Annotated in this window: 14 protein-coding genes; 3 read left to right on the forward strand and 11 right to left on the reverse strand. The window is 55.1% G+C overall.

All coding sequences use genetic code 11. The annotated features are described in order from the left end of the window. Positions 1-93 precede the first annotated feature (93 nt). Positions 94-981: a MurR/RpiR family transcriptional regulator gene (locus KF947_RS22145; RefSeq protein WP_264478603.1), complete on the forward strand. Its 888-nt coding sequence runs from the start codon at positions 94-96 to the stop codon at positions 979-981. 43 nt (positions 982-1,024) lie between these two features. On the opposite strand, the gene KF947_RS15560 is transcribed toward KF947_RS22145, so the two are convergent. From KF947_RS15560 to KF947_RS15570, 3 genes are all read right to left on the reverse strand, one after another. Next, positions 1,025-2,284 (reverse strand): type II toxin-antitoxin system HipA family toxin, encoded by a 1,260-nt coding sequence (locus KF947_RS15560; protein ID WP_227404373.1) that lies wholly within the window; start codon positions 2,282-2,284, stop codon positions 1,025-1,027. Next, positions 2,271-2,525, reverse strand: coding sequence for a helix-turn-helix transcriptional regulator (locus KF947_RS15565; protein ID WP_088700681.1), 255 nt, complete (start codon positions 2,523-2,525; stop codon positions 2,271-2,273). Before KF947_RS15565 ends, KF947_RS15560 begins: the two co-directional genes overlap by 14 nt. Before the next feature lie 229 nt (positions 2,526-2,754). Further along, complete coding sequence (locus KF947_RS15570; protein ID WP_088700682.1) at positions 2,755-3,609, reverse strand: SDR family oxidoreductase; 855 nt, start codon at positions 3,607-3,609, stop codon at positions 2,755-2,757. A gap of 388 nt (positions 3,610-3,997) precedes the next feature. Between KF947_RS15570 and KF947_RS15575 the strand changes: the two genes are divergently transcribed. Then, positions 3,998-4,186 (forward strand): hypothetical protein, encoded by a 189-nt coding sequence (locus KF947_RS15575; RefSeq protein WP_227404374.1) that lies wholly within the window; start codon positions 3,998-4,000, stop codon positions 4,184-4,186. Between the two features lie 72 nt (positions 4,187-4,258). Here the strand turns inward: KF947_RS15575 and KF947_RS15580 are convergent, their stop codons facing one another. From KF947_RS15580 to KF947_RS15610, 7 genes are all read right to left on the reverse strand, one after another. Next, positions 4,259-5,233, reverse strand: coding sequence for a hypothetical protein (locus tag KF947_RS15580; protein ID WP_227404375.1), 975 nt, complete (start codon positions 5,231-5,233; stop codon positions 4,259-4,261). A 66-nt stretch (positions 5,234-5,299) separates the two neighbouring features. Then, entirely contained in the window at positions 5,300-6,661 is a 1,362-nt protein-coding gene (gene xseA, locus KF947_RS15585) for an exodeoxyribonuclease VII large subunit (protein WP_227404376.1), read from the reverse strand. Positions 6,662-6,753: 92 nt separating this feature from the next. Beyond that, positions 6,754-7,578 (reverse strand): ABC transporter permease, encoded by an 825-nt coding sequence (locus tag KF947_RS15590; protein ID WP_227404377.1) that lies wholly within the window; start codon positions 7,576-7,578, stop codon positions 6,754-6,756. 9 nt (positions 7,579-7,587) lie between these two features. After that, positions 7,588-8,652, reverse strand: a complete 1,065-nt coding sequence (locus tag KF947_RS15595; protein WP_227404378.1) for an extracellular solute-binding protein — start codon at positions 8,650-8,652, stop codon at positions 7,588-7,590. A gap of 9 nt (positions 8,653-8,661) precedes the next feature. Next, complete coding sequence (locus tag KF947_RS15600) at positions 8,662-9,690, reverse strand: ABC transporter ATP-binding protein (protein WP_227404379.1); 1,029 nt, start codon at positions 9,688-9,690, stop codon at positions 8,662-8,664. Then, positions 9,687-10,478, reverse strand: coding sequence for an ABC transporter permease (locus tag KF947_RS15605; protein ID WP_227404380.1), 792 nt, complete (start codon positions 10,476-10,478; stop codon positions 9,687-9,689). Before KF947_RS15605 ends, KF947_RS15600 begins: the two co-directional genes overlap by 4 nt. Before the next feature lie 68 nt (positions 10,479-10,546). Further along, on the reverse strand, positions 10,547-11,194 hold the full coding sequence (locus tag KF947_RS15610) for a TIGR00725 family protein (RefSeq protein ID WP_227404381.1): 648 nt from the start codon (positions 11,192-11,194) through the stop codon (positions 10,547-10,549). Between the two features lie 111 nt (positions 11,195-11,305). Here KF947_RS15610 and KF947_RS15615 point away from each other — a divergent pair, with 111 nt between their 5' ends. Continuing rightward, a complete protein-coding gene (locus KF947_RS15615) occupies positions 11,306-12,082 on the forward strand; it encodes a DeoR/GlpR family DNA-binding transcription regulator (RefSeq protein ID WP_227404382.1) in 777 nt (258 codons plus the stop codon). A 64-nt stretch (positions 12,083-12,146) separates the two neighbouring features. Here KF947_RS15615 and KF947_RS15620 read toward each other — a convergent pair whose 3' ends face one another. Beyond that, positions 12,147-12,737 (reverse strand): DsbA family protein, encoded by a 591-nt coding sequence (locus KF947_RS15620; protein WP_227404383.1) that lies wholly within the window; start codon positions 12,735-12,737, stop codon positions 12,147-12,149. Between the last annotated feature and the right edge of the window lie 77 nt (positions 12,738-12,814).

A 12,814-nucleotide genomic window follows, 5' to 3' on the forward strand; every position in this document is an offset into this window, starting at 1 on the left:
AAGATTGGCACACTCATAAAGATATTTGCAACAAATAAATCATTTTAATATAGTGTGAAACACATAGATCATTTCTTCACCGAGCCAGCCACTATGCCGCCAAGCGATTCGCTAAGAGAGCAGATTATTGCCCAGTACGATGCCATGTCTGCGCAGCTGCAACAGGCCGCTCGCTACGTGTTGGAGCACCCGGAGGAAGTGGCCCTGGTGTCCATGCGCGAGGTAGCGCGCAATGCCTGCGTGCAACCCGCCACCATGACCCGGTTGGCCAAGTTTTTGGGGTTAGCAGGGTACGACGATATCCGGGCGCAGCATGCGGCGGCGCTGCGTCAGGGCAGCGATGGCTTTGCGGCGAAGGTTCGCCAGCGGGCCGATGAGGGCAGTGAAAGGGGAGCCAGCGATACGGCATCGCGTATGCTTGAAGGGCTGAGTGCCCAGCTTGCCAAGCTCTGTGAGCCCGATTCGCTGCGGCGGCTGGAAGCCACAGCCGCTAGGTTGAGGTCAGCGAGAAAGGTGTACGTGCTGGGATTACGTTCCAGCCATGCCGTTGCCTGGCACTTCCATTACGTGATGACCCTACTGGGCGAGCGCTCTGTTCACCTGGATGGGCCTGGAGGAACCGGCGGAGACGCGTTAATTCGCGCTACTCCTGAGGATGTCATGCTCGTTATCTCCATCAAACCATATGCCACAGGGACGCTGGAACTGGCCCAGCTGGCAAAAGAGCAGGGAGTGGGGATTGTTTCGATCACCGATAGCGAGGTGTCGCCGCTGGTAGCGCTGTCAGAGCAGGCTGTTTTTTGCCCCACGGAAAGCGATAGCTTTTTCCATACGCTAACCCCGGCATTAGCGGTCTCAGAAGTGCTGTGCAGCTTATTAGCGGAATTCGACCGGCCTAAGACGCTAGAGGCTTTGCAGCAAGCGGATGAACACCTCTTGCAGCTCAATACCTATTCGGCGGCTATCCCCAGGCGGCGGTGAGACGCGAGGCCAGTCAGTCATATTGATCCGGATAGAACATTACTTAAGCCGACCAGCGTTTTGTCATTTTTTGGCAGTTTTGTTTAATGCGCCGAGACAGGCGCTCTAACAATACATGCTCTGTACCTGGCGTTGCGACCTCCTGCAGGGCCTCTATCACAGCGGGTAAAACGCTGAGTATCTCATCGGCGAGACGTGCGCCTAAACTCATGAAGTAAGCAGGTTTAAATCCCAACGCCTGGGCGAGAGAAGCAAGGTGTGAGCGTTCGATACTGCCGGGCTGATCAATGCCTGACACTCGAAATGCAAAGCGGTTCGAGAGACCGCTATAGAGCGTCGTGCACATGAGATCGTAAAACGGGGCTAGTTGAACGCCCTGCGGCGTTTGCAATATAGAGAGGTTTTTGGCGTGGCTGTCATTGTTACCAATAAACAGGTTGAAAAAAAACCACTGAGAAAAACGCAGCAGGTCTTTTGCGGGTACGCCCGCCGCCTGAAGTAACTGCCGACACTCAATGAGACCAGGCCCTCCGTCGCTTTCGTATTTGAGGGTGGAAGGTGTCCCTGCTAATTGGCAAATATCTAGCTGGTGATAACGCTGTAAGTTGCCGTGCTCATCGTAAAAACGGTCATAGCGCTTAACTAAACAGGCGCGTGTTTGAGGCTGGAAGGTCGTTTCAGCTACTCCTAGCGCTAATGCGGCGGCTAGTTGCATACAGAGCGTTTCATTTAGCGCAGAACACCAAACGCCTTTCAAACCCCGGATATCCGGTTTCAAAATATGGCTTGAAGGCGCGGCCCCTTCAGGCAGCGCCGGGCTGCCATCATCGAGTACCATTAGTAGCAGTTTATTTTGAGTGCCCGCTAATGAAATTCGCGCTTGGGGAGCAAGCTGCCCGGTTAATTCACCCTGGGTTTCATTATGCAGAAAGTCGTTTATAGCTTCCCAGTTCGTCTTGCGATAGCTGGCTGGTCGAGGCGTTTCACCTTGCGGGAGTAGGGTGTAGCCACTCGCCGTATCACCGCCAATCGACTTTAAAAGACCAAAAACAGTGGTGGTGTGGTGGCGTAGCTCAATATAGCGACGTAGTTCGCCCTCAGGCAGTAGGTTTTCGAAGTATGCCAGCACACTATCGCCGCTATGCCGTTGTTGAGTCAGCGGTAGCTGGGGCGAAAGGCTATTCGCTTGATTATTGGCTAGCCACTCCTGGGTATAGTCAAATCGCAATGGCTGAGTGTTATACAAACGCCCGACATGCAGTTCCCCCCAGAACAGGTCAAGCGCTTCGCTATGGGCGGCCATGGTGATTCCCTTTGCGCTGTATAACCACTTCCAATCCCATTAGATCCAACACATCGAGTACTTTTTGTAGCTGCAGGGTTGGCTTGCCGCGCTCAAGATCGACGATAAAGCGGTTGCCTGTACCCGCAAGCCCGGCAATATCACTTTGCAGCAGTGATTGATCACGCCGGGTTTGTTGAACTAGCTTGCCCAGCTCTTCACTGCTGCGAATACGTTTTGCACTCTCTATTTGGGAGGTCATAGCGACTGTCCGATAAAATTACCGTACGGTAATGATAGACCAAATTAGTGATCAAAGCGCTATGATTATTCCCGATCGGTAATTTTCAGTGATTGGAGAGGCTTTCTGGAAGGAAATATTCCCGAGCGGGAATATTGTAGTAGTGCAGTGCTTTTATGCACCGTGTTCTAACAAAAGGGTGGCTTAAAGCCACCCTGGAAATGCGCGCTATATCTTATATAAGAAACGCTTAGGTATTTAAGATAACGCCACCATTCAGGTGCATGGTCTGGCCACTCATGTAGGAGGACTCCTCGCTGGCCAAGTAAACATACGCAGGCCCCATTTCGCTAGGCTGCCCGGCGCGCTTCATGGGTACCTGGCCACCGAATGAAGCCACTTTCTCATCCTCAAAGCTTGCCGGAATCAGCGGCGTCCATACCGGCCCCGGCGCTACGGCGTTCACGCGGATACCGCGATCCATCAGTGACATCGCCAGCGAGCGCACCAGCCCCTGAATGGCGCCCTTGGTGGCGGTGTAATCGATCAGCGTATCGTTGCCCTTAAAGGCATTGATTGATGAGGTGGCAATAATGGTGTCGCCTTCACTGAGATGCGGCAGGGCTGATTTGGTGAGATAGAAGTGGCTGAAGATATTGGTCTGGAAGGTGCGCAGCAGCTGATCATCAGGGATCTCGGTAATGTCGTCCCAATCGTACTGCTCTGCGGCGTTATTGATGACGATATTGATCTTGCCGAAGTGGTCGAGGGTGCGCTTGACGATCTCACGGCAAAACGCTGGCGCTGCCACATCGCCTTTCAAAACCAAGCAGCGACGACCTTCGGCTTCCACCAGCCGCTTGGTCTCTTCCGCATCTTTGGTTTCTTTAAGGTGCACGATCACGCTATCGGCACCTTCGCGGGCATAGTGAACGGCGACTGAACGCCCTATGCCGCTGTCGCCACCGGTAATAATCGCGACTTTGTCCAGTAACTTATCGGCGCCCCGGTAGCTTTCACGGATGTATTCGGGCTCTGGGCGCATGGCGTATTCATCACCCGGCTGTTTATCCTGATGCTGGGGAGGTTGGTGTTGATCACTCATGTGCGGTCACTCCATTGTTGGCACAATTTGGTTTGCACATACGGTTAGTCATCGTAAAACATCACGGATTAACCGCTGCTCTGGCCCTCGTATCCTCGAGTGCCTTCACGCTGTTAACGTAGACCAGGGTAGTAACATCGGCAAACCAGGAAGCGAATGCTGAGCAATAAAACGGTTGGTCATCCATAGGCCTGATAGCGACAGGTTATTAATGCTATCAAGTTTGCTCATATACTTGGTGTGACGTCTTTTTTAATTTTAAGTTTTTGTTTTAATTATTTTTTAATTGATGGTGGGGCTGGCAGTGTTGTCGGGTCAGCACGGAGGGGAATTGCAAGTTGAAGAGTAAACACTACAGTTAAGTCAGCCAGGATAGGAGGCAGCACAAATGCCTCCCACCCTTTCGCTCACCCATAATGGTAAGGAAGAAGCGATGACTCAAGTTCCCGAGAACGATAAGAAGGCCCCTAAAGAGAAGGATGACCATCACGATGAGGCCAACCCTATGCCGGATACCCATCATGTAAACCCGGAGTCTGATGACGATAAAAAGTCAGGTATGGATTCCAAGAAGTAAGCTATACAACATTGTTTAGGCCAACGCTAAACAACAAAGGCGCTACTTCCGGTAGCGCCTTTTCTATTAGCGCTAAACTTCTATGTTGATAGAGGTCGTTGATACGGAAACGTCATCTAGGGAGGTAGGCAGCAACTGCCCCAGTGAGGAGTAGAGGGCTTCAGAAGTGGATGCTGCAACCACCCGATCCGTCTTATCCATGGCTTCTTCAGCTTTCTTTAGCTCACGACGAGCTTCTTTATCTTCTTCATTCAGCCGAATCTTGAGTTCGTTAACCGCTTCGCGCAACGCTTTCTGCGCGTCAGTCAGTACGCCGCGGAGTGCGTGTTCACTAGCGCTGGGGCCATTGGATTTTGAGCGGTTGTCTTCATTCTGAATGAGGTTGGGCAGACTAGGTAATACGCCGAGCTCGGTGGATCCATCACCGTCAGACTCGCCCGCTGCTTTTTCGGCCTCTTGTTCAGCAGCCTTTTCAGCATCGTCTTCGGCTGTTTCCGCATTCGCTTCGGCTTGCTGCGCGTCACTGGAAACCGTTGCCTGGGTGCTTTCATCGCCACCCGTCTGAGCCCCGGCGGATTCGGCTCCGCTGGTTTGAGCGACGGCTGGTTGAGCTGCTGTCGTTTGAACGGCTGTTGTGGGAACTGCTGGCGTTGCAACCACGGACGGGATAGCGGTCATGCCTGCACCACCGCCACCTTGATTGTTCAACAGCTTAGCCGCACCGGCAAGCTCGCGGGCAATGCTCTTGAGCTCCTTGGCCATGTTTTTAAGCTGTTCAGGAGAGGCGAAGGCCATCATGGCTTTCAGCATTTCAATCCGCTGGCGCAGGAAACCCACTTTATCGGTGGCCTGCTGCTGGGCGGCTTCCTTTGGCGTGGGTAGCGACGCTAATTTCTCCAGCGCTTCCTGCTGCTTTTTAAGACGCTTTGTGAACGGGTCGTCTTCAGCTGGCTCGCTCTTTTGGGGAGCGACGCGGGTGGGCGTTAAAAACTGCGGCTTATCCTGGCGCTGATTAATCAGTGTAAAAGACGAAAATCCAATCTTCATGGCGGTATCCTCTCCTCATTGTTAGAAGATATCGACCATTTAGCTTCGGTCTTTAACCCCCGGCCTTTAACCCCCGGACTTTATACGTCGCTTAACTTCCACGCTTAGCCTGCCTTCGCCAAGCTTCAGTTTCAGCTTCTGGCCGGGCTGGGTATCTTCCGCGCGGCGAATGACCTGGCCCTGTTCATCCTGGGCAATCGCATAGCCGCGCCCCAGCACCGCCAATGGGCTGACCGCGTTTAGCTCACGGGCGGCGCTGGTTAACCGTGCCTGTCGGCTTTCGAGCTGGCGCTGTATGGCACTGCCCAAACGGCGCTGTAACTGGCTCACCCGTTCGCTTTCTGCGCGATGCAACCGCGCCATATCCTGGCTGGCCAAGCGCCTGCTCAGCTGTGTCACCTGGGCTTTTTGTTGGCTAAGCGTTAACTGCATGGCGCGATTCAAGCGCTGATTGAGGGCGGTTAAGTGCTGGCGCTGACGGTTGAGCTGTTCGCCGGGGTGGCGCAGCTTGGCGCGCAGGGTATCCAGCCGCTGGCTGTCGCGCTCCAGGCGGGCCTGCATGGCCCGCTGCAAGCGGCTGTGTTGATGCTCCAGCTGGCGCTTAAGGGTGTTCTGATCCGGCACCAGGCGCTCGGCGGCGGCTGAAGGGGTAGGGGCGCGCATATCGGCGGCAAAATCCGCCAGGGTGACGTCCACCTCGTGGCCCACCGCCGACATCACCGGCAGCCGGGAGTGAAAAATCGCCCGCGCCAGATGCTCGTTATTAAACGCCCAGAGGTCTTCCAGGCTACCGCCACCGCGAGTGATCAGAATCACGTCCCGCTCTGGATCTAGTCGCGCCTGACGGTTAAGCAGCGCCAGCGCCGATATCATCGCAGGTGCCGCCTCGGCGCCTTGCACGGGCACCGGTATCAGTGTCACGTCCGCCAGCGGCCAGCGCGCTTCCAGCACCGCCAGCACATCGCGAATCGCCGCCCCGGTGGCAGAGCTCAAAATCAGCAGCTTGCGGGGCGGGAAGGGCAGCGGCCGGGCGTTGGCAAACACGCCTTCGCCTTCCAACTGCGCTTTTAAGCGTTCAAACGCCGCCAACAGCTCGCCCAGGCCTGCCGCCTGAACGGCGTCAGCAATTAGCTGGTAATCGCCCCGCGGCTCGAACAGCGACACCCGCCCACGCAGCTTGACCTGATCGCCATCGCGCATCGGCGCCGAGACAAACCGCGCCCGCTGACGAAACAGCGCACAGCGGATCTGCGCCCGGTCATCCTTCAGGGTGAAATAGACATGCCCCGACGCCGGGCGGGAAACGTTAGAGAGCTCGCCCTCCACCCACACCTCGCCCACATCGCGCTCAAGGGTCTGCTTGGCGCGCTGGTTGAGTTGGCTGACGGAGAGTGTTTGGGCGGGTGTTTGGGCGGGTGTTTGGGTCATGGCGGATATCTGAATGCAGGGCACTGTAGCCTAGCATCAAATACTAGCGCTCATCGAATATAGAGCGGGGCAAATTCGTTGCCCCGCAAGCGCTATCGATGCTGAGAACGTCGACGAATCCACTCGCCGGGAAGGGTTAGCAACAAGCAGCAACACATCATTAGCAGCGCAAGAAGAGCAACAGAGGCCATATCAGACCCTGCGTCGGAAATATTGCTGTAAAGCAGTAGTGGCAGCAGATTGATCTGCGAGCCGGTAAGCGCCAGAGCGGTACCATAGGCGCCGAAGGCAACGGCTGCGCATAGGCTCCATGAGGAGACTAACGCGGGCCTTAACGGCGGTAGGTAAACGTCACGAATCTGCTGCCAACGAGTAGCGCCAAAGCTTTCGGCCATTACTAACTGGCGGCGGTTGAGTCCTTGTACCACTGGCAGCATCACTAGAACCACGCGGGGCACTAAGAAGTAGGCATACACCAATACCAGCCCCTGAGGGGTATACACAAAGCGGCCAAACCACGCGGGGTCGACTCCCAGCGATGCCAGGGACAGCGTGATAAAGCCCGCTCGACCCAATAGCAGAATAAAGCCATACGCCACAATCAGACCGCTGAACACTAGCGGGAGTGAGATCAGCCATAACAGGAAAAAGCGCCTGCGCTCTGGCTGATGGTAAAGAAACTCGGCAATCACAACGCCTACGACGACTGACAACAGCGCGGTGCTGGCGGATAAGGCGACGCTCGTCATCAGGCTTTTAAGCACCAGCCCCTCACTGAGCAGACGGGCACCGGTGGTGATAAGCGAGTCAAGTGCTGCGACGACCAGGAGCGCCAGCGGCACAATAAAAAACAGCGTATAGATAATGCCGCTGGGTAGAACCAGCGGCAAAACAGTAAAAAAGCGCAGACGAGGCATGGCGTAGCCTTATTGATTAAGAACGTGCTGAGTCCACTGGTGGCTTAGGTCAGCGCTAATGCTCGACGCTTTTTGTACATCCAACGGGCGAATCTGCGGCGCATCTACCAGCGTGTCGGGCAGCTCGATATCTCCGTTGACAGGGCGCACAAATCCTTCCGCAAAGGTACGTTGACCTTCGTCCGACATCACATAGTTCAGCCACAAGCGCCCGGCATTAGGGTTTGGCCCGTTCTTAACAAGCGAAATAGCATACGGCGCTGCCACTGAAGCCTCTTCAGGGATCACCACTGCAGCGTTGTCGCCCATGCCGTCGGTAATGCTGGCTTTTAGGCCGTCGTTTTCATAGCCAATCCAGATAGGGATCTCTCCACGTACGAATTGCGCGTAGGGCGTGGTGCCGACCACACGGGCAACATTGCCGACGCGGCTCAATTCAGCAAGATAATCGATGCCTGGCGATAAATTATCGAGATCGCCCCCCATCGCATAATTGGCCGCCAGAGTGAGGACTTGGCCTTGCCCGGTCGAGCGCGGGTCAAGGTAGACGATACTGTTTCGGTACTGTTCATCGAGCAGGTCTTCCCAGCTTTGCGGCACTTCATCAACTAACTGGGTATTAACGATAAAGGCTACGTTCAAGGAGTGGATCGTGAACCACTCACCCGCGTCTGCTTTGAAGACATCTGGAATACTATCGAAATTGATGGGGGTAAATGGGCTTAACAGCTCTTTCTCATGTGCATTAATGGCGGAAGAAGCGTAGTAGTAAGCGGTATCGGCCTGGGGGCGGTTGCGGGCCTGCTCCAAAGCAACCACGGTGGCACCCGAGCCCAGGTCGTTAAAAACAATTTGAACACCAGGGTAGCGTTCCGTGAAGCGGTTGAACTGGCTTTGCCAATTGGCCCAGGTGGGGCCGGTATCAAACGATACAACCAGCCCCTCTTCCTGGGCGGCATCGTAGAGGGCTTGTTCGCCGTCGTAGAGCTCAGCGTCAAGCGTGTTGGCCGCATACGCCGATAAAGGCAGCAGGCTAAGGGCGGAGAGTAGGCAGTAAGCAAAAGAGCGTTGCATGGTAGTACCTCAGCGATTGAACAGGTGAATATGTGTGGAAGGAAGCGCCACGTGAGTGATGATTTCCGGCGGTGAGGCCGACTCAAGCGACAACGTGGTAGTGCCGCAGAGAAGGTGAAGGCGTTGCTGGGCACCCAGGAACTGGTGCTCTATCAGCGTGGTAGGGATCTGGTTAGCGGCATCGCTAGCCGGGTTGGCAACAATGGCTTCAGGGCGAATCATGGCGCGTACGGTTTGCCCCGTCGTGAAGGCGTGTGGCGCCACTTCTAAGATGCCCAGGTCGGCGGTTTCAATCCGCTGCGAATCGAGCACATGGGCGTCGATAAAGTTGGTACGGCCAATGAAACGTGCAACGGCCTCATTCACTGGTTGCGTATAAAGCTGGTGCGGCGAACTGTGCTGCAGGAGCTTGCCCTGCTCAAGAATGGCGACGTGATCTCCCAGCATCAGCGCTTCTTCTTGATCATGGGTGATCATTAGCGTGGTGACGCCGAATTGACGCTGTAAATGCTTAAGCTCCTGGCGCATCGACTCGCGGCGGGAGGCGTCGAGCGCTGAAAACGGTTCGTCGAGCAGAAGGGCGCGGGGCTCGAATACCAACGCGCGGGCAATGGCCACTCGCTGCTGCTGACCACCGGAAAGCTGGGAAGGGTAGTAATGTTCCAGCGCCTCAAGCCCCACATCGTGGAGGATCTTGCGGGCGCGTCGGTGGCGCTCTCCCTGGCGAACGCCTTTGACCTTAAGCGGGTAGGCCACGTTGCCGAGTACCGTCATATGGTTAAAGAGCACATAGTCCTGAAGCACAATTCCCAACGCGCGCTCGCCGCAAGTGAGCTGAGTAACATCTTGGTGATCAAGCAGAACGCGTCCTTGCAGTGGGGTGAGAAAGCCCGCGATAAGCTGTAAAAGCGTACTTTTTCCCGAGCCGCTGGCACCCACCACCACCAGAAATTCGCCCGTTTCTACCCGCAGATTGATGTTGTGAACACCCACGCTGCTGTGGGGGTAGTGGAACTGAATGTTTTCAAGCGCAATCATTGCGGTAACTCCTGGGAGGAGGTTCGGCCCAGCCGCCACTGCACCAGGGTGGAAAACAGTGAAAACAGCAGTGCGAGAGAGAGCAGAAAAAGCGTTGCGGCGCAGGCGAAGCCCGTGGTGCGGTAAAATGCTTGAATCAGTACCACTGGATAGGGCTGGGTCATGAAGCCGGAAATCAGGTTGCTCAGCTCAAACTCGCCAATGGACAGTGCCGCAACCGTTAAGCTGCCGGTAAATACCGAGCGGTATACCAACGGCAAATAGAGATGCAAAAAGCGTTGCCATTCAGCCGCCCCAAGGGATTTAGCCATACGTTCATAGGCTTTGAGGGGAGAGGCTTCAATATCGGTATACACGGTGTAAAAAAGGTAGGGAAACGTCACCACCACATGTCCGGCTACTAACAGCCAGGGGCTACCCAGCCACGGCAGCATGGCCGTGCTAAAGGCCAGAATGAAAGCAAAACCAATGACCAATTGAGGGACTGCTACCGGCAGCATGACCAAAAGACGCGTGATGCTCTGTGCTACAGCAGGGAATTTAAGCGTTACGCCATATACCAGCGGTACGACGAGAAATATATTGATCAGACAGGTGGTTAAGGCCAGTTTGAGCGTCGTCAACATGGCGTTTCGATAGGTGGTTTCTTCCCATACACTGATAAACCAACGCCAAGTTAACCCCTCAGGTAGCAGCGTGTTGCTCCACTGGTCGCCGAAAGCGCCTACGAGCAGTAGGACGATAGGGGCCAACAGGTAAACCAAGTAGCAATAAGTGATCAGTCGCATATCTGGCCCCTAACTGTTAATAGAGATAAATGACCATAATGTAAGAATTTGATCGTTTGTTGATGTGTTCATGATGGTTGTGTGACTCCCCATAGGTGTGCGGCCGTTAGCGCTAAGGCTTCTTCCACGCTGCAGATAGGCGTAGTGCCTTCGGCATTAGGGGCATCTGGGAAGGTGAGTACAGGCTTATTAAAATGACGGCCAAAGGCTACCTCGGTGTGCGTGCCCAAGCTGCCGCCCACGGCGACCAGCACCACACTGGCTCGGGCTATAAGCACATTGCGTGCTTCGCCTAAACCGCTGGCAATAGGCAGTGTGACCCAGGGATTGGCGGCTTCTGCGCTAGTATCGGGAAGCAGACCGATGACCTCACCTCCCTTGAGCGCGGCCCCTTTGCTGGCCGCTTCCATAACGCCGCCCCGGCCGCCACATAACAGTGGAATGCCCAGCTCGGCCAGCCCTGCGCCTAAGGCATAGGCTATTTCAAGCTGTTGCTGAGTGGCCTCGCGGGGGCCAATAACGCCTACCGGTGGGCGCTGCATCGGCGTGTTACTGCGCTTTAATGCAATCAGCGCTTCGCGGGGCTGGCACGGGGATTGCAGTACGGCAGGCCAGTCGGCCTCACCAAGCGGACGCATTTTAGGCAACAGAGGCTCACCTGCGTGGGTCATGATACGCTGGCATTCATCAAGATAAATTTGTAATGTTTGAGTCATGTTTTGATCAAAATGTAAGAATTTGATCGTTATGGTCGCGCCCCGCTGTGTCAATTTGATGACGGACGGTCGCAAGGCCGGTTTTTTTTATCAGGGGATTGTTTGTTACCGATGACTGACCTAGCGCATTTGAACCCACGCCATCGCGAGCTAATTGCCTTGGTTGAATTGCATGGGCATGCCTCGATCGAATTTCTTGCCCAGCGACTCAACTGCTCCGCTCAAACCGTGCGGCGCGATATTCGTAAACTCTGTGACGCTAATGTGCTGCAGCGTTTTCGGGGCGGGGCCCGGATCGAAAAACCCCAGGTGAGGCTCGGCTACGCCACCAAGCAGGATGTGCAGCAAGTAGAGAAGGGGCGTATGGCGGCATTAGCGGTGTCGCAATTGCAGGAAGGTGAAGCGCTATTTCTGGATACGGGCACAACCTGCGATCACGTTGCCCGCGAGCTGTTGAACTACCGTAAAAGGCTGCACGTGGTCACCCATAATCTAACGGCTGCGCTGACGCTCGCTGCCCAGCATCAGTCGTTGGATATCCATGTGGTGGGCGGCAAGGTAGCGGGCCGGGATGGCGCGTTGACTGGGTCGCGCACCATCAAAGAATTGACCAGCTACCGGCTGGATGTGGCGATGATTGCTGTTTCGGGCATAGATGCTGAGGGCTATCTGCTCGATTTCGACAGTGAAAAAATACAAGTAAAGCAGACTATGATGCGCCACGCTGGCCGTAAAGTGCTGCTGATGGGGTCAGCGAAATTATGTCAGCGCGGTATCCAGCGTGTTGCTCATCTTGATGAGTTTGATCAAGTGATTTGTGATGCGCCTGCACCCGAAGAGATCCAAACGCTCATGACCTACCCCGAACGTTGGCAAGAAGCCCTATAGGTCGCAGAGCATTTTGCACTGTTACCTAGGCTGACTAACGAACGTTTGGGGAGAGGCCATATGGCTAACCGCGCTCAATAAGAAAACGTTTGAGAGCAGCAGGATCAGGCACGCCCTGAATCACTTCGCCATCAATGACCAAGGTAGGCACCGACTGAATAAGCGCTTCTTCTACCGCGTGGCGCTGAGCCATCTGGTGCTGCTCGCGGTAGCGGCCTTGGGCCAGCGCATCAAGCACCGCTTGGCGCTCCAGGCCCACCGACTCGCCAATATCCGCCAGCACTTCCGGGTCGCCGATATCGCGCTCCTGCTGGAAGAACGCTTTTAAAGTCGCCATGGAGTAGGCGTGGCCCAGGCCCTGCTCTTCGGCCATGGCAAACACTTCAAAGGCTTTGTCGGTGCGCGGCTGCGGCGAGATATTGGGCAGCGTAATGGGCACGCCGAGCTTTTTGGCCATGGGATAAACCGAATCCTGCCATATTTTAGGCAAGTAAGGGTCTTCCACCTTCAGCGTGGGCACCGGGGCAGGGCGCAGCTCAAAGGGCCTCCAACGGATTTCCACATCCATACCCTCGGTTGCCTGAACAATGGCCTCTTCGGCCAGCAGGCAGAAGGGGCAAACGTAATCGGTGTAGACAATAATCTGTTGAGACAAAAGGCCCCCTTTAAATAAAAAAAATAACCCACTAACAGCCTACCAGCATACGTCATTAGCATTTGGTATAAGCACAA

Source organism: Halomonas sp. FeN2 (assembly GCF_020595105.1).
In the GTDB taxonomy this organism is placed as follows: Bacteria; Pseudomonadota; Gammaproteobacteria; order Pseudomonadales; family Halomonadaceae; genus Vreelandella; species Vreelandella neptunia.

Coding starts and splice junctions, on each gene's coding strand:
- KF947_RS15560 (WP_227404373.1), bottom strand. CDS start 2,284: ATGGCCGCCCATAGCGAAGCGCTTGACCTGTTCTGGGGGGAACTGCAT.
- KF947_RS15600 (WP_227404379.1), bottom strand. CDS start 9,690: ATGATTGCGCTTGAAAACATTCAGTTCCACTACCCCCACAGCAGCGTG.
- KF947_RS15565 (WP_088700681.1), bottom strand. CDS start 2,525: ATGACCTCCCAAATAGAGAGTGCAAAACGTATTCGCAGCAGTGAAGAG.
- KF947_RS15590 (WP_227404377.1), bottom strand. CDS start 7,578: ATGCCTCGTCTGCGCTTTTTTACTGTTTTGCCGCTGGTTCTACCCAGC.
- KF947_RS15615 (WP_227404382.1), top strand. CDS start 11,306: ATGACTGACCTAGCGCATTTGAACCCACGCCATCGCGAGCTAATTGCC.
- KF947_RS15595 (WP_227404378.1), bottom strand. CDS start 8,652: ATGCAACGCTCTTTTGCTTACTGCCTACTCTCCGCCCTTAGCCTGCTG.
- KF947_RS22145 (WP_264478603.1), top strand. CDS start 94: ATGCCGCCAAGCGATTCGCTAAGAGAGCAGATTATTGCCCAGTACGAT.
- KF947_RS15605 (WP_227404380.1), bottom strand. CDS start 10,478: ATGCGACTGATCACTTATTGCTACTTGGTTTACCTGTTGGCCCCTATC.
- KF947_RS15610 (WP_227404381.1), bottom strand. CDS start 11,194: ATGACTCAAACATTACAAATTTATCTTGATGAATGCCAGCGTATCATG.
- KF947_RS15580 (WP_227404375.1), bottom strand. CDS start 5,233: ATGAAGATTGGATTTTCGTCTTTTACACTGATTAATCAGCGCCAGGAT.
- KF947_RS15570 (WP_088700682.1), bottom strand. CDS start 3,609: ATGAGTGATCAACACCAACCTCCCCAGCATCAGGATAAACAGCCGGGT.
- xseA (WP_227404376.1), bottom strand. CDS start 6,661: ATGACCCAAACACCCGCCCAAACACCCGCCCAAACACTCTCCGTCAGC.
- KF947_RS15575 (WP_227404374.1), top strand. CDS start 3,998: ATGCCTCCCACCCTTTCGCTCACCCATAATGGTAAGGAAGAAGCGATG.